The sequence below is a fragment of the Kribbella sp. NPDC005582 genome, from assembly GCF_040605415.1.
Taxonomy (GTDB): Bacteria; Actinomycetota; Actinomycetes; order Propionibacteriales; family Kribbellaceae; genus Kribbella.
Genome location: NZ_JBEXCU010000002.1, coordinates 894,121 through 919,020 on the forward strand (window position 1 = coordinate 894,121; position 24,900 = coordinate 919,020).

The following is a 24,900-nucleotide window of genomic DNA, read 5'->3' on the forward strand; positions in this document are numbered from 1 at the left end:
TGCCGAGGATCCTCCGTATCGAGGGCTCAGCATTCGCATGATGTTCCTGGTCACGTCGCCGATCGTACCTGACCGTTGTCGAAGTAGGCGATCAAGGCCGGATCCAGCTCCGGTACGTCGATCGGTACGCCGTCCGACCGCAGGGACGTCGTGGCCGCGACACCGGCCGCGACGGCGGCGCGGGCGGCGATCGGGGAGGTCAACGTTGTACCGCCGTCCCGGACGAAGTCGAGGAACTCGTTGACCAGGTGCGGGTCGGCGCCACCGTGGTGGTCGCTCTCACCGGCGATCTCGACGACGATGTCGGCGTCCTCGCGGTAGCCGGAGCGGCGGCTGTTCCAGACCTTCACCACGCCGCCCGCGGTGTCGCCGAAGTTCTCCAGCCGGCCGTGGGTCCCGATGACGGTGTAGTTGCGCCAGTAGTCCGGCGTGTAGTGGCACTGCTCGTAGGTGACGAAAACCCCGTTGTCCAGCAGGAGATTCGCCATCGAGAGGTCCTCGACGTCCATCACCGGCGCGAGGCCCTTCTGCTCCAGCGGCGGCCAGTTGTCCGAGCTGACGAAGTCGGAGAACCGCTGACCGGTCCGGTCGAGCCGGTCGTCGATCCCGCCGTACAGGGTGAGTGCGCCCATCGCGTTGACGCGCCGAGTGTAGCCGCCGGCGAGCCAGTGCATCACATCGATGTCGTGGGCCCCCTTCTGCAGCAGCAGGCCGGTGGTCCGGCGGCGGTCGGCGTGCCAGTCCTTGAAGTAGAAGTCGCCGCCGTGGCCGACGAAGTGCCGGCACCAGATCGCCTTCACGTCGCCGATCGCGCCGTCCTGGATCAGCTGCCGCATCGTCTGGACGACGGGCATGTGGCGCATGTTGTGGCCGACGTACAGGCGGGCGCCGGACTCGTACGCCGCCTGCAGGACGCGGTCGCAGCCCTCGGTGGTGATCGCCAGCGGCTTCTCCACGAAGACCGAGACGCCGGCCGTGAGGAAGTCGATCGCCGGCCCCTCGTGCAGGTCGTCCGGGGTGGTCAGGAAGACGCCGTCGAGCTTCTGGTCGAGCAGTTCGGTGTGATCGGCGTACGCGGTCGCCTCGGGGTACTTCTCGAGCGCCAGATCGCGCTGCGCGGCGACGGGGTCGGCCACCGCGACGATCGCGCTGCCCTCGCCAGGATGGTGCGCGTGTCCCGCGAGGGAGCTTCGGGCGCCGAGCCCCACCACGCCGAGTCGAAGATCAGTCATCAGCCAGCAACTCCTGCACATAGTTGTTTGATTCAGCCTAACTCCGAGCAGTTGCGTCCTTCAATCACCCGTCCTCTGTGTGGAATTGCCTTCCTGGTCACCCAGGCAACACCACCGCTCCGCCCGGTGCCGTCACCATGACGGAATGTGAGCCTCCACTACGTGGCACTGGGGGACTCGACCACAGTTGGGGTCGGGGACCCGATGAACGGCAGCAGTACGACCGACCTGTCCGGTGCCGGTGCGCGCCCGGGGGAAGGGTGGCGGGGCTGGGCCTCGCTGCTCGCCGACTCCCTGGCCAGCTCCCACCGTGTGACGTTCTCCAATTTCGCGACCAGCGGCGCGACCACCGACCTGGTCGCGACCCGGCAACTCCCCGAGATCGGCAGCGGACCGATCGACCTCGCCTCGCTGATCGTCGGGGTCAATGACACCCTGCGATCCAGCTTCGACCCCGGCCGGATCCGCGCTGACCTGCAGGTTTGCGCCGAGCAACTGACCGCTCGCGGTGCGCTGCTGCTCACCGTCCGGTTCCACGACCACGGGCAGGTGTTCGGCCTGCCGAAGTGGATGCGCCGGCCGCTGTGGCAGCGGATCGAGCAGGTCAACCTCGCGTACGACGACCTCTACACCCGGTACGGCGGGATCCGGCTCGACATGGCCGATTTCCCGGAGGTGTACCGGCGGGACTTCTGGAGCATCGACCGCCTGCATCCGGGCGAACGCGGTCACCGCAAACTCGCGCGGGTCTTCGCCGACGAACTGACACGCCGGGGCGTGCGGATCGACGTACCGCCGGAACTGGACTGTGCGTCCGAGCCGCCGAGCAAGTGGGCCGACACGGTGTGGATGGTCCGCGAGGGCGTTCCGTGGCTAGGGCGTCGTGCCGGCGACCTGATCCCGTTCGCCGCGCGGATGGCCCTGGCGCAACGCCGCCCGGTCTCCGGAGCACTCACCAATGCGGAGGTCCAGCGCTTGGAGGCTTAGGGTTTGAACCATGGCTCGCATCGACGGACGTACCCCTGACCAGCTCCGCCCGGTAACCCTGACGCGGAAGTGGCTCGACCACGCCGAAGGGTCGGTGCTGGTGGAGTTCGGGAAGACGCGGGTGCTCTGCGCGGCGAGTGTGACCGAAGGTGTTCCGCGGTGGCGGAAGGGTTCCGGGCTCGGTTGGGTGAGCGCGGAGTACGCGATGCTGCCGCGGTCGACGAACACGCGCTCGGACCGCGAGTCGGTAAAGGGCCGGATCGGTGGCCGGACGCACGAGATCTCCCGGCTGATCGGGCGCTCGCTGCGTGCGGTGATCGACTACAAGGCGCTCGGCGAGAACACGATCCTGCTGGACTGCGACGTACTGCAGGCCGACGGCGGGACGCGGACCGCCGCGATCACCGGCGCGTACGTCGCGCTCGCGGACGCGGTGTCGTACCTGCGCGACCGCAAGCTGCTGAAGAGCGAGCCGCTGACCGGGACGGTTTCCGCGGTGTCGGTCGGGATCATCGACGGCGCCCCGATGCTCGACCTCTGCTACGAGGAAGACGTTCGGGCCGAGACCGACATGAATCTGGTGATCACCGGCGACGGCAAGTTCATCGAGGTGCAGGGCACGGCCGAGGGCGCGCCGTTCGACCGCACCGAACTGGACAGCCTGCTCTCGCTGGGCCTGGCCGGCTGCGCGGACCTCGCGAAGCTCCAGCAGGAGGCGCTGGCCTGATGACCAAAGTTTTGCTTGCCTCGAACAACCAGAAGAAACTCGAGGAACTGCGGCGGATCCTGACGCCGATCGTGCCCGGGATCGAGGTGCTCGGGCTCGGCGACGTCCCGGCGTACCCGGAGCCGCCGGAGACCGAGCCGACGTTCGAGGGCAACGCGTTGCTGAAGGCGCACGCCGCGCTGGCCGCGACCGGGCTGCCGTCGATCGCCGACGACAGCGGGATCTGCGTCGACGCGCTGAACGGGATGCCCGGCGTACTGTCGGCGCGCTGGTCGGGACCGGCCAAGGACAACGACGCGAACAACCAGCTGCTGCTGGGTCAGCTCGAGGACGTACCGGACGAGCGGCGGGGTGCGTCGTTCGTGGCGGCCGTCGCCTTTGTCCGCAAGGGTGCTCCGGACGAGCTGGTGCTCGGCGAGATGCGCGGTTCGGTGATCCGCGAGGTCCGCGGCACCGGCGGTTTCGGGTACGACGTACTGTTCCAGGCCGAGGGCTACGACCGGACCACGGCCGAGCTGTCGATCGCCGAGAAAGACGCGATCAGCCACCGTGGCAAGGCGCTGCGGGCCCTGGCTCCGATCGTCGCGAAAGCATTGGGGGCCTAGCGCATGTTGTTCGCCGGACGTGACAAGGAAGGCGTCGAGGACGGCTGGATCACCTCGGCCTATCGCCGCTGGTCGGAGGCCCGGGTCGTCGAGGGGCGGATCTACCGCACCAACGCCGGCCGGATCCAGATCGACAGTGTCAGCGAGATCAACCCCGCCCTGATCGCCGACAACGACCCCGACGTGGCCCGCGCCGACCGCAGCAACGCCGGCGACATCCTCCGCCGCCTCCGCGGCGACGAGTCCTGGCCGACGTTCCTGATCCGTTTCCACCGCGTCGAAGGCCCCGACCCCCGCGAAGAGCTCGCCGCCCAGACGGACTTCACCGACGCGGACCTCGCCGACCTCACCGAACGCCTGGCCCGCTTCGACGCCTCCAACCCGAACGGCCCCTGGACGATCCAGACCCTCCGCCTGATCCAGTCCAAGCCCGCCACCCGGGCGGCCGACCTGGCCGCCACCCTCAACCGCGAAACCGCGCCGTTCAAGCTGGACGTCCGCAAACTCAAGAACCTCGGCCTCACCCACAGCCTGGAAACCGGCTACGAGCTCACGCCGCGCGGAACGGCGTACCTGAAGACTCTCGACTAGCCGAGTTGGTCTCGGCGGCGGGTGAGGAAGGCGGCCTCGGCGGTGTTGCCGGCGAGGGCGATGGCCTGGTCGTAGGCGGCTCGTGAGTCGTCGCTGCGGCCCAGGCGGCGCAGCAGCTCGGCTCGGGTGGCGTGGAAGGCGTGGTACGTCGTCAGGGCCGGTTCCAGGGTGTCGACGGCGCCCAGTGCCACGTCGGGGCCGTCGAGTTCGGCGACGGCGATGGCGCGGTTGAGGGCTACGACCGGGGACGGATCGACGCGGACGAGTTGGTTGTAGAGGGCGACAATCTGGGACCAGTCGGTGTCTCGGACGTCGCGGGCCGAGGTGTGGACGGCGTTGATGGCGGCGAGGATCTGGTAGCGGCCGGGCGGCAGGCCGGTGGCGAGGCGTTCGCGGACCAGGTGGTGGCCTTCGGCAATCAAATCCGTGTCCCAGGCGGCGCGGTTCTGGTCGCCGAGGGGGACGAGTTCGCCGGTCGTCGAGACGCGCGCCGTACGGCGGGCCTCGGTCAGCAGCATCAGCGCCAGCAGACCGGCCACCTCGCCGTCGGTCGGGAGCAGGCCACGGATCAGCCGGGTGAGACGGATCGCCTCGGCGGTGAGATCGGAGCGGATCGGGTCGGTGTCGGGTCCGGTCGCGAGGTAGCCCTCGTTGAAGACCAGGAAGAGCACCGCGAGCACGCCGGAGACGCGAGCGGGCAAGTCCTCCGCGGCTGGGACCCGGTAGGGGATCCGAGCCGCCTTGATCTTCGCCTTCGCGCGGGTGATCCGCTGGCCCATCGTGGTCTCCTGCACCAGGAACGCGCGCGCGATCTCCGGCACGGTCAGCCCGCCGACCATCCGGAGCGTCAGCGCCACCCGCGTCTCCGGCGCTAGCGCGGGGTGGCAGCAGGTGAAGATCAGCCGGAGCCGCTCGTCGTCGATCACGCCGAGAGGCTCGGCAGGTTCGTCGTACGCCATTTGAGCCTCCTTCTGCCGGTCGTCGCGTTTGCTCTCCCGGCGGAGCCGGTCGATGGCCTTGCGGTTGGCGGTCGTGGTCAGCCACGCGCCGGGATTCGGCGGTACGCCGTCACTCGGCCACCGCTCGACCGCGACCGCGAACGCCTCGGCCGCTGCCTCCTCGGCGATGTCCAGGTCGCCGAACCGCCGGGTCAGTCCGGCGACCACCCGGGCCCACTCCTCGCGGTGGACCCGGGTGATCGCCTCGCTCACAGAAACGGCCGCACCTCGATCTTGCGGTGGCAGTGCTTGGATCCCTCGGCGGCCAGTTTCAGCGCGACGTCGAGGTCGGGTGCCTCGATGACCCAGAAGCCCGCCAGGTGCTCCTTCGACTCGCTGAAGGGCCCGTCCGTGATCAGCCCCGCGTCGTCGCGGTTGTCGACCACGGTCGCCGACACGGGCGCGCCCAGCCCGCCGGCGAAGACCCAGTACCCCTGCTCGCGCAGGCGCTCGTTGAACGCCTCGGTCGCGACCGCTTCGTCCGGCGTGGCGAACCCGGCCGTGTCATCCAGCACCGACAACAAGTACTGCACCTGGACCATCTCCTGTCAGCTCGGCGTCCCTACACCCCTGCTACGAAGGGGGCCGCCCGATTTCGACACGCTAGTGCCCCGCGTCGAAAGTTCTTTGGCGCTTGCGGCGCCCAGGCACGCACCTCGCGGCACCGGAGGAACAGCCACGATGGAAAAGCATCGAGGCCGCCCCTCCGCCACCACGATGCACGCACCTGAACACCGCAATCACTCAAACAACCTCCGACGCGGGACACTAGTGCACCAGAGGCGCGAATAAACTGAGCGGATGGCGACGGTCAGGCAGTTCCAGGTGACATTCGACTGTGCGGATCCCGAGCGGGTTGCCCGGTTCTGGTGCGAGGCGCTCGGGTACGTCGTACCGCCGCCACCACCGGGGTTCGAGTCGTGGACCGCGTTCGACCAGTCGCTTCCGGCGGAGAGCCAGGGCTCGGCCTTCGCCTGTGTCGACCCGACCGGCGTCGGTCCGCGGCTGTTCTTCCAGCGCGTGCCCGAGGGCAAGGTGGTCAAGAACCGGGTGCACCTCGACGTCCGCGTCGGCACCGGACTTGTGGGCGACGAGCGCCTCGCCACGCTTCAGGCCGAGTCCGACCGCCTGGTCGCGCTGGGCGCCGTACAGGGTCAGGTGCTGCTGGCCGACGGCTTCAACGAGTCGTGCATCAACATGCAGGACGTCGAGGGCAACGAGTTCTGTCTCGACTAGGCCACCTTCGAACGCTGCAGCTTCCGGGTCGTCGGCCGGCCGCCTTCGTCGAGCCGTACGGCGATGTGGTCGTCCCAGCGATGGTCGGCGTGGGGATGGTCGGAACGCCAGTGGCAACCGCGACTGTCCTGACGTGCGGTCGCTGCCACGATGACCGACCGCGCCACCGTCGCGAGCGGTCCGGAGCCGGCGGTCTCGAGCTCTTCCGCAGCGGCGTTCAGACCAGCGCCGTCGCGACGGATTCCGGCGTACCGGCTCAGGATCGCGCGGATCCGCTCCGGATCGCGATCCTCGCCCAGTGCGACCTCGTGTGAGCTGCCGTGGCTCGCCGCGGGGAGTTCGAGGGTCAGCGCCGTAGCGACGCGGCGCCCGAAGACCAAACCCTCCAGCAGACTGTTGGAGGCAAGCCGGTTGGCCCCATGGACGCCGGTCGCGGCGACCTCGCCGACGGCGTACAGGCCCGGTACGTCGGTTGCGCCGTTGCGATCGGTCCGAACGCCACCGCACAGGAAGTGTTCGGCCGGCGCGACGGGGATCTGCTCGGACACCATGTCGATGCCGATCTGCGCGCAGGAAGCCATGACGGTTGGGAATCGCCGCTCGAGCACGTCGGGCGCGACGCCGGTCGCGTCCAGCCAGACATGGTCGGTTCCGTCCCGGCGCATCGTCGCCTCGATCGCGCGTGCGACGACGTCCCGGGGAGCGAGATCGGCTCGCGGGTGCAAGCCGTCCATGATCCGGCGGCCCTGAGCATCGCGCAATACGGCGCCTTCGCCCCGGACAGCCTCGGTGACGAGGCGCAACTGACCACTGGTCTCGCCGGTGTAGAGCGCTGTCGGGTGAAACTGGACGAACTCCATGTCCACCAGCGATGCGCCGGCCCGCAACGCCAGCGCGATGCCGTCACCGCGCACCGACGACGGATTGGTGCTCGCCAGGTAGGCATTGCCGATACCGCCAGTGGCCAGTACGACGGCGCGCGCGTGGATGTGCATGACCTGGTCGCCGGTCTCGACGAGCGCACCGACGACGCTTCCGGAGTCCGACCGGATCAAGCCGACGGCCCGTCCGGTCATCGTCTGGACACTGGTTCGCTGCACCGCGGTACGAAGCGCGCGATGCACTTCCGCCCCGGTCGCGTCGCCGCCGGCGTGCACGATCCGGGGACGGCTGTGGCCGCCCTCCAGGGTTCTCGACAGCGATCCATCGGCGTTGCGGTCGAACCGGGCGCCGTGGCCGATCAGCTCGGCGAGTCGCTGCGGTCCTTCCTCGACCAGGAGCCGAAGGTTGCGCGGATCGCAGAATCCCGCGCCCGCGATGTCGGTGTCCCGCCAGTGATCGAGCGGATCGTCCGCGCCGTACGCGGCCGAGACGCCGCCCTGCGCCCAGGGCGTGCTGCCGTCACCCGCGCTGAGCAGGAGTACGTCGCGGGTCGCGGCGAGACCGAGCGCGGTGGACAGCCCCGCAACGCCGTCACCGATCACGACCACGTCGACGGCGCGCGTCATCGAGCACCCGCAGGCTTGCCGATGGCAACCATCCGCTCGACCGAACGCCGGGCCCGCTCGACGATCTCGGGCGGCAGCTGGATCTCGTCGCGGCCTTCCCGCAGGCACCGCACCAGCAGTTCCGGGGTGATCATCTTCATGTAGCGGCACGAGGCCTTCGGGTTCACCGGCACGAAATCCGTTCGCTGGTTGACCTTTCGGAGCTGATGGAGCATGCCGATCTCGGTCGCGATCAGGGCCGTCTTCGAGGTCAGGTCGCGGGCTACGTCCAGCATCGCGCCGGTGGAGAGGATGTGGGTCCGCTCGGCCGGCAGATCACCCACGCCGGCGAGCCAGATCGCGGACGACGCGCAGCCGCACTCGGGGTGGACCAGGACCTCGGCCTCAGGATCGGCCGCGACCTGAGCGCGCAGGTCGGCCGCAGTGATACCGGCATGCACGTGGCACTCGCCCATCCACACCTCGATGTTGTCCCGGCCGGTCTGCCGCCGGACGTGTGCGCCGAGGAACTGGTCGGGCAGGAACAGGATCGGCCGATCCGCCGGAATCGAGTTCACCACGTCCACCGCGTTGGACGACGTACAGCAGATGTCGGCCTCGGCCTTCACCGCCGCGGTGGTGTTGACATAGGCAACGACCACGGCATCGGGGTGCTCGGCCTTCCAGGCCCGGAGCTGGTCGGCGTCGATGGTGTCGGCCAGCGAGCAGCCGGCCCGTGCCGTGGGGATGAGCACGGTCTTGTCCGGGCTGAGCAGCTTGGCGGTCTCCGCCATGAAGTGCACGCCGCAGAACACGATCGTGGAGGCCTCGGTGTCGGCAGCGATCCGCGACAGTGCGAGTGAGTCGCCGACGTGGTCGGCGACGTCCTGGATCGCCGGCTCCTGGTAGTTGTGGGCGAGGATCACCGCGTCGCGCTCCCGGGCGAGGCGGCGTACCTCGTCCTGCCAGGTGATCGCTGTGTTCTGACCAATGGTCACAACGGTTCCTTCTTCCTCAGTTGACGCCGTGATCGCGGACGACCAGCAGGCTGATGTCGAGTGCCGTGGGGGAGTGGGTCAGAGCGCCGACCGAGACGGCGTCGACACCGGTGGCGGCGACGTCTGCGACGGTGTCGAGCGTGATGGTGCCGGAGGCCTCGAGGCGGGCGGCGGACCCGGAGGCGTTGCGCCGCTCGACGATCCCGGCCATCTCGGCGGGCGGCAGGTTGTCCAGCAGGAGCCACTCGACCTGGCAGTCCAGCGCCTCGTAGGCCTCCGCCGCGGTGGTGACCTCGACCTCGATCGGCAACCCTCTGCCTTCCGCGGTCATGCCGTCCCGGACCGCGCGGACGCCCGCGCGGATGCCGCCGGCCGCGGCGAGGTGGTTCTCCTTGAGCAGGACCATGGCGGCCAGGTCGAGCCTGTGGTTCGTACCGCCGCCGCAGTGGACGGCGTACTTGTCCATGGCCCGGAGGCCGGGCGCTGTCTTGCGGGTGTCGAGTAGCCGGACCGGGCGCGCTCCGATCGCGGCCACGAAGGCTGCCGTCAGCGTCGCGATGCCGGACATCCGCTGGACGAAGTTCAGTGCCACCCGCTCGCCGGTGATGATCGAGCGCGCCGTACCGCTGATCGACGCGAGTGCCTGTCCAGGGCGGACCGGATCGCCGTCGGCAACCGCCGGCCGCACCGTGACGCCGGGATCGATCGTGGCGAACACGCCTTCCAGGAGCGACAGACCGGCCACGCGCCCCGCCTGCTTGGCGATCACCGTCGCCTCGACCTGGAGCTCGGCCGGGACGCTCCATCGCGTCGTGACGTCGTCCACCGCCTGGTCCTCGGCCAAGGCGGCTGTCGCTGCGGCCCGGACCACCTCCGTCGTCAGTTGCATCGCGTGCTCCGCCCGCTCGGGATGTTTTCGCCTGAGAGGCGATAACTAGCTGCACGCTACCATCGGCCTCGTGCCCGCAGCCAAGAAAGGTGATCCGGTTAACTTCCCCAGCTACCCGCACGAGGTCCTGTCGGTGGTCCTCTCGGTCCGCGACCACACGTTGTGCGTCCTGCTCTGGAAGCGGGCACGGGACCCGTACCGCGGTCGCTGGGCGCTGCCGGGCGGCGGGGTCGAGCCGACCCAGCGGCTCCGCGAGGCCATCACCACGCACCTGGCGACCAAGGTCGACGTCCGCGACGTCGCGCACCTCGAACAGCTGGCCACCCACAGCGCGATCGATCGCGATCCGCGAGCCCGCGTCCTGGCGACGGCATACCTCGGCCTGGTTCCGTCCGACGTCCAGCCGGTGCTTCCGCCCGACACGGTCTGGCATCCGGTCGACGACCTGCCGCAGACCGCGTTCGACCATCACTACTTCATCGAGGCAGCGGTCAGCCGGCTCCGCGCCAAGCTGTCCTACACCAACATCGGCTTCGCGCTGGCTCCCCTGGAGTTCACCATCGCCGAGCTGCGCGACCTGTTCTGCGCCGCGCTGGGCTACGAGCTCGGCGCCACCAACCTGACCCGCGTCCTGACCCGCCGCCACGTGATCGACCCGACCGAGCGCCGAGCCGCTCCCGGCCAGAGCGGCGGCCGCCCCGCGACCGTCTACAAGTTCGTCGCCCGCGAACTGACCGTCACCGACCCCTTCGCAGTACTCAGACCGCCGCGCTGAGTGCGACGATGGCGTCATGAGCGAGGTTTCGAGGTTCTACGGGGGGCCTGGCGGACTCCTCGCGACGATCAGTTCCGTCTTCGCTGCGGCCGGTCTGGACCGGGCGACGCTGCGACCCGCCGACCTCGCCCCGGTCGACGAGTTCCACATCCGTGGTCGCGCCGCCTCTCTGGAGATCGTCGAGGCGCTCGGCCTCACGCCCGGATCGCGCGTGCTCGACCTCGGCAGCGGCCTCGGCGGGCCCGCCCGGACGCTCACCGAGCTGACCAGCTGCACGGTCGTCGGTGTCGACCTGACACCGGAATTCTGCGAGGTGGCAACGGCACTCTCGGACTGGACGGGGCTGTCGGATCGCACCCGCTTCCAGGTCGGCGACGCAACGAACACCGGCCTTCCCGACGCGAGCATGGACGCGGCGATGACGGTCCATGTGGCGATGAACATCGCGGACAAGCCCGGACTGTACGCCGAAGCCTTCAGAGTGCTTCGTCCCGGCGGCAGATTCGTCGTGTACGACGTACTGCAGGGTGAAGGCGGTGCCGTCCACTATCCGGTGCCGTGGGCAACTGATCCCTCGACCAGCTTTCTCGCCACCCCCGAAGAGATGCGCGAACTGCTACCGGCAGCAGGTTTCGAGATCAGCGCCGAGGTCGACTCGTCGGACGAAAGCCTCGCCTGGTTCCAGCAGTTGCGCGCCCGCATCCAGCACGACGGACCACCACCCGTCACCTTCGCGGCCTTCCTCGGTGACGCGTTCGGCCAGATGGCCACGAACCAGGTGGCCAACCTCGCGGAGCGACGCATTCGCACCGTCATGTACACCTGCTCGCGACCGCTCTGATCACCCTCGAACCCGCTCGACTGCCACTGCTGACACGATGCCGGGCATGGACTTCATCAAGGGATTCAGTGCCGAGCAGTACGCGGTCGCGCTCGAGTCATGGGGATGGCTGGACCTGGCCGGCAAGAAACCGGTCAGAGCCACGCTCTTCGGCCACGTTTTCCTCGCCTCCGACGACGGCTTCTGGCTCCTCGATCCGATCGAGGGCACCTTGACGCGCCGCTGGGACGACGTCGAGCACCTCCAAACCGGCCTCGCCGACCCCGAGGTCCAGCAGGAGCTGCTGACCGATCTCGCCGCCGAGGCGCTGCGACGCGGCCTGACGCCCGGCCCCGACGAGATCCTCGACTTCATCCAGCCCCCGGTTCTCGGCGGCCCGATCGACCCCGAAAACCTGGAACCGACGGACTTCGTGGTCGGCGTGAACCTCGCCGGCCAGATCCACGCCCAAACCACCCACCTCGCCGGCACGCAGTAGCAGTACGCGCCTGATGGGTGCCAGAGGCGGGACTCGAACCCGCACGCCCAAGGGCACCGGCACCTAAGGCCGGCGTGTCTGCCGTTCCACCACTCTGGCTCTCGAGAAAGCGAAGCTCCCCTAGGACAGACATCCTAGGGGAGCCGAGGGGGTCAGCGGTTCTGCAGGGCGTCGATGAAGACCTCGCGGAGCTTGCCGGGGTCCGCGGCGACGTAGGAGCGGCCGCCGGTGGCCTTGGCGAGCCGGCTGAGCTCGTTCGGGTTGGCGTCGGGGCCCATGCCCAGGGCGATGATCCGGACCGGGCGGTCGGGGTCGTTGAGGCTCTGCAGGCTGCGGATCGTGGCCTCGAGGTCGCCGCTGCCGGGGTCGTCGTTCTTGCCGTCGGTGAACAGCAGGACCGAGTTGACCGCGTTCGCGTCGTACTCGGCCCGGACCGCGCGGACGGCCGCGATCGCGGTCTCGTAGAGACCCGTGCCGCCGTTCGGGATCGGCTTCTGGGCCTTCAGGACGTTGCCGATCGTCTTGCGCTGCTTCGCGTCCAGCGACCTGATCGGGACCAGCTTGTTGTAGTCGGCGCCGTCCTTGGTGATGTTCGAGGAGAACGTCCAGAGGCCGAGCTTGGCGCTGTCCGGGAACAGCGACAGGCCGCCGGAGGCCGCCTCGATGGTCAGCTGCATGCGGGTCTTGTTGCCGACCTTCTCCGCCATCGATCCGGAGATGTCGATCACCGCGAGCGAGTGGGTGGACAGCGAGAGCCGGCTCCAGGTGCCGAGTGTGCGGTCGATCGACTCGGCGTTCGGCTTCGGGAGCTGGTCGATGTCACCGACTCCGCGGCCGCCGCTGAGCTGGCTGAGCAGCTGGTCGCGGAAACCGGCCTGGTCCCGGGCCTGTCCGGCGGCGTCGCCGATCATCTCCGCGCCGAGGGCCTTGCCGGCCTCGGTGGCCTTGCTGGTGTCGCCCTTGCCGGCGACCACGATCGGATAGTCCAGCGAGAGCGTGCCGGTGGCCGGCAGGACCGCCTTGAGCTCGCTCTCGGGGTGCTCCTCCTGGTACTTCACGAAGGACTGCTCCGACGCCGGCACGATGACCTTGCTGCCGTCCTGGCCCGCGCGGCCGAAGAGCGCGCTCACATCGGTGTACGGCTTGGGCATGGAGCCGAGCCGCTGCGCGAGCGGTACGACGACGTTGCTCGTGTCGGTGTCGCTCGCCGAGGTCTTCTGCCGCTCGGCCTGGATCGCCAGCAACGCCAGCGCGCCGGGCGACGTACCCAAGGGGTCGAGCAGAGCCGGCTCGGCGCCACCGAAGGCCCGCAGCCAGCTCGACGTGTCGGCGAAGTTCGAGCTGCGGCCGACCAGGACCATCGGCGAGCTCGCCACCGACGGTACGGCGATCGACGGCACGGTCTCGCCGTCGTCGGCCTGCGAGACCCACAGCGACGAGTCGGGGATCCAGAGGTCGGGGCGGCCGTCGGCCCCGCTGGCCAGATCCTGGGCCACCTTGTACGGCGACGCGGCGGTGATCGCGAACTGCAGACACGGAACACCGTCCTTGCCGCCCTTGACGGCCAGCGACTTGGTGGCCGTCTCCAGGGCGGGCTGCAGCTCCGGTGCGGTGCTCAGCTTGATCTGGGTGGGGTCGGAGCAGGCCTTGCCGCCGAGTCCGTCGGCACCTGCCTCCGATCCGAAGGACCGGACCACGAAGACGCCGCCGATCGCCAGCACCAGTAGTCCGACCGCGGTGATGTACACCGGACGGCGATTGTTGTTGCTCGTGTTACTTCGCGTTACCGCTGAGGAATGCTTTCCCATCGCGGTTGGTCCCTCCCTCCCAGAGGCTCACTGCGCGCGCAATGTACCCGGTTTGGGCAGGTCAGGGCGAAGTTCGCGCCGAACCGAAACGAGTCCTCCGGAAGACTGCAACGGCTCTCGCAGTACTGGTCGTCGGCGGGAAAGCGGGAAATCTCACCGTCCGTGATGTCAGCGCTGCGGACCGCTGAACTCACGGTGTGATCCAAATCACACCGACTCGCTCGGTGTCTGGACCGCTTGCATGAAACGGTCGAAGGTTTCCCTCCGGAATTGGTCCGGAACAGTCAATGAGGACCGGAGCTCTACAGCCCCAGGTCGCGCCGCAGCTTGGCGACGTGCCCGGTCGCCTTCACGTTGTACTGCGCGACCGCGATCCTGCCGTCCGGGTCGACGACGAAGGTCGACCGGATCACCCCGGTGACCTTCTTCCCGTACATCGTCTTCTCGCCGAAGGCGCCGTACGCGGTCAGCACCTCTTTGTCGGGGTCGCTGAGCAGCGGGAACGTCACGCCGTCGCGCTCGCGGAACTTCGCCAGCTTGGCCGGCTTGTCCGGCGAGATCCCCAGTACGGCGTACCCGGCGGCCTGGAGCGAGTCCAGCGAGTCGCGGAAGTCGCAGGCCTGCTTGGTGCAGCCGGGCGTCATCGCGGCCGGGTAGAAGTAGACGATCACGTTCTTGCCGCGCAGGTCCTTGAGCGCGACCTCGTTGCCGTCGGCATCGGAGAGGGTGAAATCGGGTGCGGTGTCGCCGACGGCGAGGCGTTCGGACATCAGGCCCTCCACGGATCGAGTGAGATGCCCGCAATGTTACGTGCGTGAAAACTCTGGCCGGGTTGCGGGGGCGCACCCGTGGATCCAGGTGCGGACATGGCTCGCGTTGCGTCAGGATGCGCAGATGAGCCGCGCTCCGTCCCGCTCCGCGGAACCACCTCTGTTCGCCGGATATCTCGATCCGCGGCGGCCGCACGCCGACGCGTACGACGAGATGTTCGATCCGGTCGAGGGCGTTCGGCCGGCGTACAAGCGGCTGCACGACTCGCTGAGTCCGCTGCAGGCCGCCGACCTGACGACGCGGTCCGAGGCACTTGACCGGGCGCTGGTCGATCAGGGCATCACCTTCAGCCTGTCCGGTCAGGAGCGGCCGTTCCCGCTGGATCTGGTTCCGCGGGTGATCACCGCGTCGGAGTGGGCGCGGCTCGAGCGTGGGATCGTGCAGCGGGTCCGCGGGCTGGAGGCGTTCCTCGCCGACATCTACGGGGACCAGCAGATCGTGAAGGACGGCGTCCTGCCGCGCCGGTTGATCACCTCGTGCGAGCACTTCCATCGGCAGGCCGCCGGCATCGCCCCGCCGAACGGCGTCCGCATTCATGTGGCCGGGATCGACGTCGTACGGGATGAGCAGGGTGACTTCCGGGTGCTGGAGGACAACCTGCGCAGTCCGTCCGGGGTGTCCTACGTGATGGAGAACCGGCGAACCATGGCTCGGGTGTTCCCGGACCTGTTCGCGAAGCATCGGGTGCGGCCGGTCGGCGACTATGCGGTGCACCTGCTCCGAGCGCTCCGCGCTGCGGCGCCACCGGCAGCTACTGATCCGAACGTCGTCGTACTGACACCGGGCGTCTTCAACTCGGCGTACTTTGAGCACTCGCTGCTGGCGCGTCAGATGGGCGTCGAGCTGGTCGAGGGCCGCGACCTGTTCGCCCGGAACAACGTCATCTACCTGCGGACCACCGAGGGCGAGCAGCGGGTCGATGTGATCTACCGGCGGATCGACGACGAGTTCCTCGACCCAGTGCACTTCGTACCGGACTCCGTGCTGGGTGTCGCCGGGCTGGTGAACGCGGCGCGGGCCGGCAACCTGGTGATCGCCAACGCGATCGGCAACGGCGTCGGTGACGACAAGCTCGTCTATACCTATCTGCCGGAGATTCTGAAGTACTACCTGGGCGAGGCGCCGCTACTGCCCAATGTGGACACCTACCGCTGCTGGCTGCCGGCTGAGCACGACGAGGTGCTGGACCGGATCGACGAGCTGGTCACCAAGCCGGTGGAGGGCTCTGGCGGCTATGGCATCGTCTTCGGACCAGATGCCTCGCCCAAAGAGCTGCAAGCCCAGCGGCGCCGGATCAAGACGAATCCACGCGGTTGGATCGCGCAGCCCGTCGTACAGCTGTCGACTGTGCCGACCAAGGTGGGTGGGCGGCTCCAGCCGCGGCACGTGGACCTGCGGCCGTTCGCGGTGAACGACGGCGACTCCGTCTTCGTCCTGCCGGGCGGACTGACCAGAGTCGCGCTCCCCGAAGGCAGTCTGGTCGTCAACTCGTCGCAGGGCGGTGGCTCCAAGGACACCTGGGTGCTGGCGCCCCGTGCGTCGGCCGGGATCGCCGAGCTCGGCGGCGCCGGGCTCGGGGTGACCTCGGAGGACACGGCCACGCCGGAGCGCGGTCCGGAACTCAATATCGCCCAGCAGCAGCAACAGTGATGGGGAGGTGCTGACGATGCTCGCACGCAACGCCGAATCGCTGTACTGGATCGGCCGGTACGTCGAACGTGCGGACGACACCGCGCGGATCCTCGACGTGTCGGTGCACCAACTGCTGGAGGACGCCTCGGTCGACGCCGACACCGCCAGCCGGACACTGCTGCATGTGCTCGGAATCAACCCGCCGGACGGCGCACCGCTGGACGTGTGGGGCCTGACCGAGCTGGTCGCGATGTCGCCGGAGACCGGCTCGATCGTCTCCTCGATCTCCAGTGCTCGGGAGAACACCCGGGTCGCCCGTGAGGTGGTGTCCAGCGAGCTGTGGGAGTGCATCAACGCCACGTACAACGCCGTACCGGAGCGGCAGCGTGCCGCGCGCCGGATGGGGCCGCACGGGTTCCTGACGTTCGTGGAGAACCGGGCGGCGATGTTCGCCGGGCTGGCCGACTCCACGATGAGCCGGGACGACGGCTGGCGGTTCCTGGTGCTGGGGCGCTCGGTGGAGCGGGTCGACATGATCGTTCGGTTGCTGATGTCCCGCGTGGGTGACAAGCCCACCTCTCCGGGATGGGTGACCGTACTGCGTTCCGCGGGTGCTCATGACACGTATCTACGGACCTACCGGGGCGCGCTGGACGCCTCGCGGGTCGTGCAGTTCCTGTTGCTGGACCGGCTGTTCCCGCGGTCGGCGTTCCATGCGCTGCTGCAGGCCGAGGCTTGCTTGGAAGAGCTCGACCGCGGCCCGACCGCTCGGATCGGCACCGGCGCAGAGGCTTCGCGGTTGTTGGGGAAGGCGCGCAGTGATCTGGAGTTCCTGCGGCCGGCTGAGTTGCTGGACAACCTCACTGGTCGGCTGCAGGCGTTGCAGACCACAGTGCGCGATGTCGGCGAGGCAGTGTCGCGGCAGTACTTCCATGCGGTGCCGTGGATCGAGTGGAACAACGCGGAGGTGAACCTGTGAGATGGCGGCTGCGTGTTGTGCACACGACGGGCTACCGGTACGCGAGTGCGGTGGCCCAGTCCTACAACGAAGCCCGGCTCACCCCGCGCAGTGACGACCGGCAGAACCTGATGGTCGCCCGGCTGGAGACTGTTCCGGCGACGCGCGCCTACAAGTACACGGACTACTGGGGCACTGAGGTCAACGCCTTCGACCTGTTCACTCCGCACACCGAGCTGAAGGTTGTGGCGTCGTCTGTGGTCGAGACGACTGGACAGCCACTCCCTTCAGACGAGGCGACCTGGACCGAGGTGCGGTCGCCGGAGTGTGTTGACCTGTACGCCGAATACCTCGAATGGACGGCGTACGTCCCGAAGCACCGCGAACTGACCAGTGTGGCCCGCGGACTGCGCAAAGGCCGGACACCTCAGGAGACAGTGCTTGCAGTGTCCAAGTGGGTGCACGACACCCTCAAATACCAGCGCGGTACGACGGGAGTGCACTCGTCCGCCATTGACGCATGGCAAGCCGGTGAGGGCGTCTGCCAGGACTACGCGCACCTCACGCTGGCCATGCTGCGTGCGATCGGCGTACCGAGCCGCTATGTCTCTGGCTACCTGCACACCAAGCCCGACGCGGCAGTGGGCGAGACGGTCGTCGGTGAGAGCCACGCGTGGATCGAGGCCTGGACCGGCGACTGGTGGGGCTTCGACCCGACCAACGACCTTCCGATCGGGCACCGGCATGTCTGGGTCGCGACCGGCCGGGACTACGCCGACGTGTCGCCGCTCAAGGGCATCTACTCGGGCGGCGCGGCGACAGCCATCGAGGTGACCGTGGACATGACGCGACTAGCCTGAACCCATGCGGGCCATGACCGTCACACCGGGGACGTCTGATTCAGCGCGGTTGAGTGAGGTGGCAGAGCCGTCGCCCGACGACGGATCGATCCTCGTCGAGGGCCTGCTGACCGGCATCTGCGGGACTGACCTGGAACTGGTGTCGGGTCACTTCGGAACCGGTCGGCCGGGTGCTGAGCAACTGGTCATCGGCCATGAGTCGCTGGGCCGAGTCCTGGAAGCACCTGCAGGCTTCGGCTTCGCACCGGGTGATCTGGTCGCCGGAGTGGTGCGCCGGCCGGATCCTGTGCCGTGTCCGGCTTGTGCGCGCGGTGAGTGGGACTTCTGCCGCAACGGGCGCTACACCGAGCGCGGCATCAAAGAGATGGACGGGTACGGCGCTGAGCGCTGGCGCGTCGACCCGTACTTCGCCGTACCGGTCCCGGCTGAGCTCGGAAACAGCGGCGTACTGGTGGAACCGGCCAGTGTGCTCACCAAGGCCTGGGAACAGATCGATGTGGTCGGGCAACGATCCTGGTACGGACCGGAGCACGTCCTCGTGACCGGGGCCGGGCCGATCGGGCTCCTGGCTGCCATGGTCGCCAGACAACGCGGGTACGACGTACACGTGCTCGACCGGATGTCCGACGGACCGAAGCCGGAGCTGGTCCGGGCACTCGGCGCCACCTATCTGACCGACCTCAGCGAGCTGACCGTCGTACCGGATGTGGTCGTCGAGGCGACCGGTGTCGGGCAGGTCGTCTTCGACTGCGCCAAGCTGCTGGGGCCGGCCGGGGTGATGTGCCTGATCGGCATCTCGCTGGAGTCGGCGCCGATCGGCGTCCAGCTGGATGCGCTGATCCGGCAGCTGGTGGTGCGCAACGTGGCGCTGATCGGCGTCGTGAACGCAGGTAAGCGGCACTATGCCGACGCGGTGGACGTGTTGCAGGCCGCGGACCCCGAGTGGCTGGGACGGCTGATCACCAGGACCGTTCCGCTGTCCGACTGGCCGTCCGCGCTCACCCGAGAGCCGGACGACATCAAGGTGGTCGTGGACATGCGGGGCTGACCTGCGAGGATGGGGGTATGTCGGAGACGAAAGCTCGGACCGCCGAGCAGATCGAAGCGGACATCGCCGCCACCCGGGCGCGGCTGGCCTCGACCGTGGACGAACTGGTCGACCGCGCGCACCCGAAGAACGTCGCCAAGCGGCAGGTCGAGCAGGCCAGGTCGCAGGTGTTCGACGAGACCGGTCAGCTGCGCACCCAGAAGCTGGCCGCGGTCGCGGGCGCGGCCGTCGGTGTCGTCGCCGTCCTGCTCCTGATCCGTCGCCTGGTGGGACGCCGGTGACCGCTCGCAAGAAGCTGTCCGACGACAAACTGCCGGTCCGGATGCTGCATGACCGCGTTTTGGTCTCGCTGGAGGCCGAAGGCGAGCGCAAGTCGTCGGCCGGCATCCTGATCCCCGCCACCGCCCAGATGGGCCGCCGGCTGGCCTGGGCGAAGGTGGTGGCGATCGGCGCCAACGTCCGGACCGTCGAGGTCGGCGACCGGGTCCTGTTCGACCCCGAGGACCGGGCCGAGGTCGAGGTCCGGGGCGACGACTACATCCTGCTCCGCGAGCGGGACCTGCACGCCGTCGCCTCGAACCGGCTCGAGGACGGCCAGACCGGCCTCTACCTCTAGAAGCTGTTCGGGCCGAACCGGAAGATCGCCACGACCAGGGCGAGCACCAGCACGACGGCGTTGATGACGATCGGCTGGTACTCCTTGCGGCGGCCGTGCGTGACGATCGCGCCGAGCATGATCACGGCCAGCCCGACGGCGGCCAGTGGGGTCAGGATCGGCGCGATGCCGAGCAGCGCCGGCAGGATCAGCCCGATCGCGCCGAGCACCTCGGCCGCGCCGATCAGCTTGATCGTCCCGGCCGGGAAGTCCTCGACCCACTGCATGTTCGGGTTCGAGAGCAGCTTCCGCCGCGACTGACTCAGCTTGGTCGCGCCCGCGGCCAGGAAGAACAGCGCCAGCACGCCGGCCACGATCCACAGAAAGATGTTCATGTCCCACTCTCGGTGATGAGTTGATGTTTCAACTCAAAATAGAGGGTGCTGACTTGATGCGTCAACTAACCGCGTAAACTGTGGGTGTGGCGGATGTGAACAGAGGCACCCGATGGCTCGAGCCGGATGAGCTCAAGGCCTGGATGTCGCTGGCCGGGCTGATGTTCAAACTGCCCGGCGCGCTCGACGTCCAGCTGCAGCGCGACTCCGGGCTGACCCATTTCGAGTACCTCGTGCTCGCCGGACTGTCGGAATCGCCCGGCCGGTCCCGGCGGATGAGTGACCTGGCCGGGTTCGCCAACGGCTCGCTCTCGCGGCTCTCCCATGTGGTCAAGCGGCTCGAGCGCCGAGGCTTCGTCGTACGGCGCCCTGCCGAGGACGACGGCCGGATCACCGTGGCCACGCTGACCGACGCGGGTTACGAGTTCCTGGTGGCCGCAGCGCCCGGTCACGTCCAGACCGTTCGCGAGTACGTGATCGACGCGCTCACGCCCGAGCAGCTCGGCCAGCTGAAGGCGATCGCCGACCAGATCCTCCAGAGAGTGGACCCGGGCAAGCCCTGCAGTGAATGAGCGGGGGAGAATGGCGGAGTGAAATTCGAGACCTCCAGCCGGTTGCCCGACTTCCCGTGGGACAAGCTCGCCCCGTACAAGGCCAAGGCGGCCGCCCATCCGGACGGCATCGTCGACCTGTCCGTGGGCAGTCCGGTCGACCCGGTGCCCGCACTGGTGCAGAAGGCGCTGGCTGACGCGGCGGACGCACCGGCGTACCCAACCACTCTCGGTACGTCGTCCGCCCGGCAGTCCGCGGTCGACTGGATGGCTCGCCGGCTCGGAGTGGTCGGTGTCGATCCGCAGTACGGCGTACTGCCGGTGATCGGGACCAAAGAGCTGATCATGATGCTGCCGACGCTGCTGGGCGTGGGTGCTGGCGACACTGTGCTGATCCCAGACCTGGCGTACCCGACCTATGAGGCCGGTGCGGCGCTGGTGCGCGCGACGAGCGTGCCTGTGGCGGACCCGACGGCGTACGAGGGTGGTCCGGTCAAAATCGCCTACCTGAACTCGCCGCGCAACCCGTCCGGGCAGATCACGCCGGCTGATGACCTGCGCCGGGCGGTCGAGTGGGCGCGGGCGAACGACGTACTGCTGGTGAGTGATGAGTGCTATGCCGAGTTCGGCTGGGACGAGAAGCCGGTATCGGTGCTGCATCCGGACATCTGCGGCGGGAGCTTCGACAACCTGCTGGCGGTGCACTCGCTCTCCAAGCGCTCGAACCTGGCTGGCTATCGCGGCGGATTCGTCGCCGGTGACGAGACGGTGGTCGCTGAGCTGCTCGCAGTCCGCAAGCACGCCGGTCTGATGGTGCCGTCGCCGATTCAGGCAGCCATGGCTGCTGCGTTCGCCGATGACACCCATGTGGACGAGCAGCGTGAGCGCTACCTGCGCCGCCGTACTCTGCTCCGCGATGCGCTCACCGGTGCGGGCTGGAACATCACGCTGTCCAACGGTGGGCTCTATTTGTGGGCCGACCACCCGACGTACGACTCGTACGGCTCGGTGGCCGCGCTGGCCGAGCACGGCATCCTTGTCGCGCCCGGAACCTTCTACAGCCCGGAGGCCGATCACCACATCCGGGTGGCGCTGACCGGTACCGACGAGCGCGTTGAGGCGGCCGCGGCCCGACTTCGAGGCTAAAGGTGTATTACCTTTCAGTATTTATTCGCTTACACTCCCAGAATGGGTGAGTTCGAGCGGTACGGGCGGCTGACCGCGGGCCTGGATGCGCCGTTCGCCGTCGTGGATCTGGCGGCGTTCCGGCGCAACGCGGACGATCTCGTCCGTCGTGCGGCCGGAACCCCGATCCGGGTGGCGTCCAAGTCGGTGCGGTGCCGGGCGCTGCTCGCGGCCGCGCTGGAGCGGCCCGGCTTCCAGGGCGTGATGGGCTACTCGCTGGTGGAAGCCCTCTGGCTGGCCGAGAACGGTGTCGACGACATCCTGCTCGGCTACCCGACCACGCATCGCGCCGCGCTCCGGGCGCTGGCCGCCAACCCCGAGGCCGCCGCGAAGATCACGCTGATGATCGACTCGCCCGAGCACCTGGCGTTCATCCGCTCGGTGACCGGCGGCGGCGCCAAGATCCAGGTCGCGCTCGACATCGACGCGTCGCTGCGGGTCTTCGGTCAACACCTCGGCGTACGGCGTTCGCCGCTGCGGACCCCGGACGACGTGACCGCGCTGGCCCGGCAGGTCGTGGCGGACGACGCGTTCGAACTGACCGGCGTGATGTTCTACGAGGCGCAGATCGCCGGCCTACCGGATACCTCGCCGGCTGTGCGCTGGGTGAAGCGTCGTTCCGCGGCTGAGCTCGCCGACCGGCGTGGTGCGGTCGTCGACGCGGTCAAGCAGCTCGGTCCGCTGCGGATCGTCAACAGCGGTGGCACGGGCAGCCTGGAGATCAGCAGCGCCGACCCGGTCGTCACCGAGGTCACCGCCGGCTCCGGCCTCTACGGCCCGACGTTGTTCGACAAGTACGACATCTTCCAGCCCGAGCCGGCGGTCGCCTACGCGCTCGACGTCGTACGGCGTCCTGCGCCGCGGATCGCCACGCTGTTCGGCGGCGGGTACGTCGCGTCCGGCCCGGCGAAGAAGTCGCGGCTGCCATCGCCTGCCTGGCCGACCGGATTGAAGCTGTTGGGCACGGAAGGTGCCGGAGAAGTGCAGACTCCGGTCCTTGGAAAGTCCGCCGACGGGCTGCATCTTGGAGACCGGGTCTGGATGCGCTACGCGAAGGCGGGGGAGATGTTCGAGCGATTCGAGGTCGTCCACGCGGTCGACGGCGACCAGGTGACCGAGCTGACGACGTACCGAGGTGAGGGGCGGAACTTCGGATGAAAGAGACCTGGAGGAACTGGTCGAGCACCGAGGTCGCGACCGGGGTCGAGGTTCTCAAGCCGGGGTCGGTCGATGAGCTGGCGGCGTCGGTCAAGAGTGCTGCTGAGCAAGGGAAGAAGCTCAAGGCGGTCGGCTCGGGGCACTCGTTCACCGGCTGCGCCGCGCCGGAGCAGGTGATGGTTCGCCTCGACGGCCTGTCCGCGATCACGAACGCCGACCGGGAGTCCGGTCGGGTGGCCGTCGGCGCGGGAACCGGGCTGCACAAGCTGAACCTCGGCCTGGCCGCGTTCGACCTTGCGATGGCGAACCTCGGCGACATCGACAAACAGACCATCTCCGGCGCGATCTCCACCGGCACCCACGGCACCGGCGCCCGGCTCGGCGGGATCGCCACTCAGATCGCCGCGCTCGACCTGGTCACCGCGGACGGCTCGGTCCTGCACTGCTCCCCGGAGGAGAACGCGGACGTCTTCAACGCGGCCCGGGTCTCGGTCGGCGCGCTCGGCGTGATCAGCTCGATCACGCTGCAGACCGTCCCGGCGTACCTGCTGCGGGCGCAGGAGATGCCGCTCCCGCTGGCCGAGGTGCTGGACGGCTTCGATTCGTTTGCCGATGGCAACGATCACTTCGAGTTCTACTGGTTCCCGCACACCGATGTCGCGCTGACCAAGCGCAACAACCGGGTCGCCGCGGGAGTCGCCGCGTCACCCGTCGGAGCCATCCGGGGCTGGATCGACGACGAGCTCCTCTCGAACCGGGTCTTCGAGCTCACCAACCGGCTGGCGTTGCGACGGCCGGCTCTGGTGCCGCGGATCAACCGGCTCGCGAGTCGTGCGCTCTCCGCCCGCGAGTACGTCGACGCGTCGTACAAGGTGTTCTGCGCCGAGCGCAACGTCGTCTTCCGCGAGTCGGAGTACGCCGTACCGCGCGAGCATGTTGTCGAGGTGCTGCACCGGCTGCGGGAGTGGATCGACGGCTCGGGCCATCACTTCCCGTTCCCGATCGAGGTTCGGGTGGCGGCGGCCGACGACATCTGGCTGTCCACCGCGTCCGGCCGCGACACGGCGTACATCGCGATCCACCAGTACCACCGGCTGCCGCACGACCACTACTTCCAGGCCTTCGAGCGGATCGTCGCGGAGTACCAGGGGCGTCCGCACTGGGGCAAGCTGCACACGCTGGGCGCCGAGCAACTGCGGGCGGTCTACCCGCACTTCGACGACTTCCTCGCGGTGCGCGATCGGGTAGACCCGGGCCGCACGTTCAGCAACCCGTACACGCGAAGGGTCTTCGGGGACTAGCCTGCAGTCCATGAGTGCTTCGGAGGGTTTGCAGGCAGTCGACGAGGACTGGCAGAAGGCGCTGGCCGTGGTCGCGCATCCGGACGACCTGGAGTTCGGGTCGGCGGCGGCGATCGCGCGCTGGACCGCGCAGGGCAAGGAGATCGTGTACTGCCTGCTGACGTCGGGCGAGGCCGGCATCGACGGCATCGCGCCGGCCGAGTGCGGGCCGCTGCGCGAGGCCGAGCAGATCGAGTCGTCGCGGATCGTCGGGGTGTCGGCGGTCGAGTTCCTCGGCCAGCCCGACGGCACCATCGAGTACGGCGTCCCGCTCCGCCGCGTGATCGCCGAGGTGATCCGCCGGCACCAGCCGGAGATCGTGATCACGAACAACTTCCGCGACACCTGGGACGGCGACGTACTGCTGAACCAGGCCGACCACATCAACACCGGCCGCGCCACGCTGGACGCCGTCCGCGATGCCGCGAACCGGTGGATCTTCCCGGACGTCGGCGAGCGCTGGGCCGGCGTCAAGCAGGTGTGGGCAGCCGGCTCGCCGAGCTCACGGCACGCCGCCGACACGACCGACACCTTCGCCATCGGCGTCGAGTCGCTCAAGGCCCACAAGGCCTACATCGACGGCCTCAACTGGCCGCACTTCGACGCCGAGGAGTTCCTCGAAGGGACGTCGCGTCCGACCGGCACCCTCCTGGGCACCAAGTACGCGACCCGCTTCGAGGTCTTCACGCCCTAGG

28 protein-coding genes and 1 tRNA gene are annotated in these 24,900 nt (G+C 68.7%); 19 read left to right on the forward strand and 10 right to left on the reverse strand.

The genetic code is table 11. From position 1 onward, the window contains the following. Positions 1-50: 50 nt before the first annotated feature. Positions 51-1,232 (reverse strand): Gfo/Idh/MocA family oxidoreductase, encoded by a 1,182-nt coding sequence (locus tag ABZS29_RS15810; RefSeq protein WP_355462402.1) that lies wholly within the window; start codon positions 1,230-1,232, stop codon positions 51-53. A gap of 147 nt (positions 1,233-1,379) precedes the next feature. On the opposite strand from ABZS29_RS15810, the gene ABZS29_RS15815 reads away from it, so the two are divergent. Genes ABZS29_RS15815 through ABZS29_RS15830 form a run of 4 tightly spaced genes read left to right on the forward strand, consistent with a single transcriptional unit; the run spans position 1,380 to position 4,142 of the window. Further along, a complete protein-coding gene (locus ABZS29_RS15815) occupies positions 1,380-2,219 on the forward strand; it encodes an SGNH/GDSL hydrolase family protein (RefSeq protein ID WP_355462404.1) in 840 nt (279 codons plus the stop codon). Positions 2,220-2,229: 10 nt separating this feature from the next. Next, the gene (gene rph, locus ABZS29_RS15820) at positions 2,230-2,946 is read left to right on the forward strand and encodes a ribonuclease PH (protein ID WP_355462406.1); all 717 of its coding nucleotides are present in this window, start codon (positions 2,230-2,232) and stop codon (positions 2,944-2,946) included. Continuing rightward, positions 2,946-3,551 carry an RdgB/HAM1 family non-canonical purine NTP pyrophosphatase gene (gene rdgB / locus ABZS29_RS15825; protein ID WP_355462408.1) on the forward strand — a complete coding sequence of 202 codons (606 nt, stop codon included), beginning with the start codon at positions 2,946-2,948 and terminating at the stop codon, positions 3,549-3,551. The genes rph and rdgB overlap by 1 nt, the downstream gene beginning before the upstream one ends. Positions 3,552-3,554: 3 nt before the next feature. Continuing rightward, complete coding sequence (locus tag ABZS29_RS15830) at positions 3,555-4,142, forward strand: hypothetical protein (RefSeq protein ID WP_355462409.1); 588 nt, start codon at positions 3,555-3,557, stop codon at positions 4,140-4,142. Here the strand turns inward: ABZS29_RS15830 and ABZS29_RS15835 are convergent. Next, positions 4,139-5,353 (reverse strand): sigma-70 family RNA polymerase sigma factor, encoded by a 1,215-nt coding sequence (locus tag ABZS29_RS15835; protein WP_355462411.1) that lies wholly within the window; start codon positions 5,351-5,353, stop codon positions 4,139-4,141. The two genes, ABZS29_RS15830 and ABZS29_RS15835, sit on opposite strands and share 4 nt — an antisense overlap. Continuing rightward, positions 5,350-5,673, reverse strand: a complete 324-nt coding sequence (locus tag ABZS29_RS15840) for a YciI family protein (protein WP_355463196.1) — start codon at positions 5,671-5,673, stop codon at positions 5,350-5,352. Before ABZS29_RS15840 ends, ABZS29_RS15835 begins: the two co-directional genes overlap by 4 nt. A 268-nt stretch (positions 5,674-5,941) precedes the next feature. On the opposite strand from ABZS29_RS15840, the gene ABZS29_RS15845 reads away from it, so the two are divergent. Continuing rightward, positions 5,942-6,376 carry a VOC family protein gene (locus ABZS29_RS15845; protein WP_355462413.1) on the forward strand — a complete coding sequence of 145 codons (435 nt, stop codon included), beginning with the start codon at positions 5,942-5,944 and terminating at the stop codon, positions 6,374-6,376. Here the strand turns inward: ABZS29_RS15845 and nadB are convergent. The 3 genes from nadB to nadC are packed head-to-tail and all read right to left on the reverse strand — an operon-like array spanning position 6,373 to position 9,750. Further along, a complete protein-coding gene (gene nadB, locus ABZS29_RS15850) occupies positions 6,373-7,884 on the reverse strand; it encodes an L-aspartate oxidase (protein ID WP_355462415.1) in 1,512 nt (503 codons plus the stop codon). The two genes, ABZS29_RS15845 and nadB, sit on opposite strands and share 4 nt — an antisense overlap. After that, complete coding sequence (gene nadA / locus ABZS29_RS15855) at positions 7,881-8,861, reverse strand: quinolinate synthase NadA (RefSeq protein ID WP_355462417.1); 981 nt, start codon at positions 8,859-8,861, stop codon at positions 7,881-7,883. Before nadA ends, nadB begins: the two co-directional genes overlap by 4 nt. Before the next feature lie 16 nt (positions 8,862-8,877). Continuing rightward, complete coding sequence (nadC, locus tag ABZS29_RS15860; protein WP_355462418.1) at positions 8,878-9,750, reverse strand: carboxylating nicotinate-nucleotide diphosphorylase; 873 nt, start codon at positions 9,748-9,750, stop codon at positions 8,878-8,880. Positions 9,751-9,820: 70 nt separating this feature from the next. On the opposite strand from nadC, the gene ABZS29_RS15865 reads away from it, so the two are divergent. The 3 genes from ABZS29_RS15865 to ABZS29_RS15875 are packed head-to-tail and all read left to right on the forward strand — an operon-like array spanning position 9,821 to position 11,844. Further along, a complete protein-coding gene (locus tag ABZS29_RS15865; RefSeq protein WP_355462420.1) occupies positions 9,821-10,525 on the forward strand; it encodes an NUDIX domain-containing protein in 705 nt (234 codons plus the stop codon). Between the two features lie 16 nt (positions 10,526-10,541). Beyond that, the gene (locus ABZS29_RS15870; protein WP_355462422.1) at positions 10,542-11,366 is read left to right on the forward strand and encodes a class I SAM-dependent methyltransferase; all 825 of its coding nucleotides are present in this window, start codon (positions 10,542-10,544) and stop codon (positions 11,364-11,366) included. Positions 11,367-11,412: 46 nt separating this feature from the next. Continuing rightward, positions 11,413-11,844 carry a T6SS immunity protein Tdi1 domain-containing protein gene (locus ABZS29_RS15875; protein WP_355462423.1) on the forward strand — a complete coding sequence of 144 codons (432 nt, stop codon included), beginning with the start codon at positions 11,413-11,415 and terminating at the stop codon, positions 11,842-11,844. Between the two features lie 18 nt (positions 11,845-11,862). Here ABZS29_RS15875 and ABZS29_RS15880 read toward each other — a convergent pair. From ABZS29_RS15880 to bcp, 3 genes are all read right to left on the reverse strand, one after another. Then, positions 11,863-11,943 (reverse strand) — tRNA-Leu (locus ABZS29_RS15880). A 53-nt stretch (positions 11,944-11,996) separates the two neighbouring features. Beyond that, a complete protein-coding gene (locus ABZS29_RS15885; RefSeq protein ID WP_355462425.1) occupies positions 11,997-13,592 on the reverse strand; it encodes a VWA domain-containing protein in 1,596 nt (531 codons plus the stop codon). A gap of 362 nt (positions 13,593-13,954) precedes the next feature. Continuing rightward, the gene (gene bcp, locus ABZS29_RS15890; RefSeq protein ID WP_355462427.1) at positions 13,955-14,422 is read right to left on the reverse strand and encodes a thioredoxin-dependent thiol peroxidase; all 468 of its coding nucleotides are present in this window, start codon (positions 14,420-14,422) and stop codon (positions 13,955-13,957) included. 214 nt (positions 14,423-14,636) lie between these two features. Here bcp and ABZS29_RS15895 point away from each other — a divergent pair, with 214 nt between their 5' ends. From ABZS29_RS15895 to ABZS29_RS15920, 6 genes are read left to right on the forward strand one after another with little or no spacing between them, the layout of a single operon-like run. Next, the gene (locus ABZS29_RS15895; protein WP_355463198.1) at positions 14,637-16,133 is read left to right on the forward strand and encodes a circularly permuted type 2 ATP-grasp protein; all 1,497 of its coding nucleotides are present in this window, start codon (positions 14,637-14,639) and stop codon (positions 16,131-16,133) included. Between the two features lie 16 nt (positions 16,134-16,149). After that, positions 16,150-17,094: an alpha-E domain-containing protein gene (locus ABZS29_RS15900; RefSeq protein ID WP_355462429.1), complete on the forward strand. Its 945-nt coding sequence runs from the start codon at positions 16,150-16,152 to the stop codon at positions 17,092-17,094. Then, entirely contained in the window at positions 17,091-17,933 is an 843-nt protein-coding gene (locus ABZS29_RS15905) for a transglutaminase family protein (protein WP_355462431.1), read from the forward strand. The genes ABZS29_RS15900 and ABZS29_RS15905 overlap by 4 nt, the downstream gene beginning before the upstream one ends. A 4-nt stretch (positions 17,934-17,937) precedes the next feature. Then, positions 17,938-18,981: a glucose 1-dehydrogenase gene (locus ABZS29_RS15910; protein WP_355462433.1), complete on the forward strand. Its 1,044-nt coding sequence runs from the start codon at positions 17,938-17,940 to the stop codon at positions 18,979-18,981. A gap of 17 nt (positions 18,982-18,998) precedes the next feature. Next, a complete protein-coding gene (locus tag ABZS29_RS15915) occupies positions 18,999-19,262 on the forward strand; it encodes a DUF3618 domain-containing protein (protein WP_355462434.1) in 264 nt (87 codons plus the stop codon). Then, a complete protein-coding gene (locus ABZS29_RS15920) occupies positions 19,259-19,597 on the forward strand; it encodes a co-chaperone GroES (protein ID WP_355462436.1) in 339 nt (112 codons plus the stop codon). Before ABZS29_RS15915 ends, ABZS29_RS15920 begins: the two co-directional genes overlap by 4 nt. Here the strand turns inward: ABZS29_RS15920 and ABZS29_RS15925 are convergent. Continuing rightward, positions 19,594-19,971 carry a DoxX family protein gene (locus tag ABZS29_RS15925; RefSeq protein WP_355462438.1) on the reverse strand — a complete coding sequence of 126 codons (378 nt, stop codon included), beginning with the start codon at positions 19,969-19,971 and terminating at the stop codon, positions 19,594-19,596. The genes ABZS29_RS15920 and ABZS29_RS15925 overlap by 4 nt on opposite strands. Before the next feature lie 86 nt (positions 19,972-20,057). Here ABZS29_RS15925 and ABZS29_RS15930 point away from each other — a divergent pair, with 86 nt between their 5' ends. From ABZS29_RS15930 to ABZS29_RS15950, 5 genes are read left to right on the forward strand one after another with little or no spacing between them, the layout of a single operon-like run. Continuing rightward, on the forward strand, positions 20,058-20,543 hold the full coding sequence (locus ABZS29_RS15930; protein WP_355462440.1) for a MarR family transcriptional regulator: 486 nt from the start codon (positions 20,058-20,060) through the stop codon (positions 20,541-20,543). Positions 20,544-20,561: 18 nt separating this feature from the next. After that, complete coding sequence (gene dapC, locus ABZS29_RS15935; RefSeq protein WP_355462442.1) at positions 20,562-21,668, forward strand: succinyldiaminopimelate transaminase; 1,107 nt, start codon at positions 20,562-20,564, stop codon at positions 21,666-21,668. A 42-nt stretch (positions 21,669-21,710) separates the two neighbouring features. After that, entirely contained in the window at positions 21,711-22,865 is a 1,155-nt protein-coding gene (locus ABZS29_RS15940; protein WP_355462444.1) for an amino acid deaminase/aldolase, read from the forward strand. Continuing rightward, a complete protein-coding gene (locus ABZS29_RS15945) occupies positions 22,862-24,166 on the forward strand; it encodes a D-arabinono-1,4-lactone oxidase (protein WP_355462446.1) in 1,305 nt (434 codons plus the stop codon). Before ABZS29_RS15940 ends, ABZS29_RS15945 begins: the two co-directional genes overlap by 4 nt. A gap of 10 nt (positions 24,167-24,176) precedes the next feature. Next, positions 24,177-24,899 (forward strand): PIG-L deacetylase family protein, encoded by a 723-nt coding sequence (locus ABZS29_RS15950; RefSeq protein ID WP_355462448.1) that lies wholly within the window; start codon positions 24,177-24,179, stop codon positions 24,897-24,899. Position 24,900 lies beyond the last annotated feature (1 nt).

What these genes read in the sequence shown, in the direction of transcription:
- ABZS29_RS15810 (WP_355462402.1), bottom strand. Translation starts at nt 1,232, where the DNA reads ATGACTGATCTTCGACTCGGCGTGGTGGGGCTCGGCGCCCGAAGCTCC.
- rph (WP_355462406.1), top strand. Translation starts at nt 2,230, where the DNA reads ATGGCTCGCATCGACGGACGTACCCCTGACCAGCTCCGCCCGGTAACC.
- rdgB (WP_355462408.1), top strand. Translation starts at nt 2,946, where the DNA reads ATGACCAAAGTTTTGCTTGCCTCGAACAACCAGAAGAAACTCGAGGAA.
- ABZS29_RS15830 (WP_355462409.1), top strand. Translation starts at nt 3,555, where the DNA reads ATGTTGTTCGCCGGACGTGACAAGGAAGGCGTCGAGGACGGCTGGATC.
- ABZS29_RS15845 (WP_355462413.1), top strand. Translation starts at nt 5,942, where the DNA reads ATGGCGACGGTCAGGCAGTTCCAGGTGACATTCGACTGTGCGGATCCC.
- nadB (WP_355462415.1), bottom strand. Translation starts at nt 7,884, where the DNA reads ATGACGCGCGCCGTCGACGTGGTCGTGATCGGTGACGGCGTTGCGGGG.
- nadC (WP_355462418.1), bottom strand. Translation starts at nt 9,750, where the DNA reads ATGCAACTGACGACGGAGGTGGTCCGGGCCGCAGCGACAGCCGCCTTG.
- ABZS29_RS15870 (WP_355462422.1), top strand. Translation starts at nt 10,542, where the DNA reads ATGAGCGAGGTTTCGAGGTTCTACGGGGGGCCTGGCGGACTCCTCGCG.
- ABZS29_RS15875 (WP_355462423.1), top strand. Translation starts at nt 11,413, where the DNA reads ATGGACTTCATCAAGGGATTCAGTGCCGAGCAGTACGCGGTCGCGCTC.
- bcp (WP_355462427.1), bottom strand. Translation starts at nt 14,422, where the DNA reads ATGTCCGAACGCCTCGCCGTCGGCGACACCGCACCCGATTTCACCCTC.
- ABZS29_RS15895 (WP_355463198.1), top strand. Translation starts at nt 14,637, where the DNA reads ATGTTCGATCCGGTCGAGGGCGTTCGGCCGGCGTACAAGCGGCTGCAC.
- ABZS29_RS15900 (WP_355462429.1), top strand. Translation starts at nt 16,150, where the DNA reads ATGCTCGCACGCAACGCCGAATCGCTGTACTGGATCGGCCGGTACGTC.
- ABZS29_RS15910 (WP_355462433.1), top strand. Translation starts at nt 17,938, where the DNA reads ATGCGGGCCATGACCGTCACACCGGGGACGTCTGATTCAGCGCGGTTG.
- ABZS29_RS15915 (WP_355462434.1), top strand. Translation starts at nt 18,999, where the DNA reads ATGTCGGAGACGAAAGCTCGGACCGCCGAGCAGATCGAAGCGGACATC.
- ABZS29_RS15925 (WP_355462438.1), bottom strand. Translation starts at nt 19,971, where the DNA reads ATGAACATCTTTCTGTGGATCGTGGCCGGCGTGCTGGCGCTGTTCTTC.
- ABZS29_RS15940 (WP_355462444.1), top strand. Translation starts at nt 21,711, where the DNA reads ATGGGTGAGTTCGAGCGGTACGGGCGGCTGACCGCGGGCCTGGATGCG.
- ABZS29_RS15945 (WP_355462446.1), top strand. Translation starts at nt 22,862, where the DNA reads ATGAAAGAGACCTGGAGGAACTGGTCGAGCACCGAGGTCGCGACCGGG.
- ABZS29_RS15950 (WP_355462448.1), top strand. Translation starts at nt 24,177, where the DNA reads ATGAGTGCTTCGGAGGGTTTGCAGGCAGTCGACGAGGACTGGCAGAAG.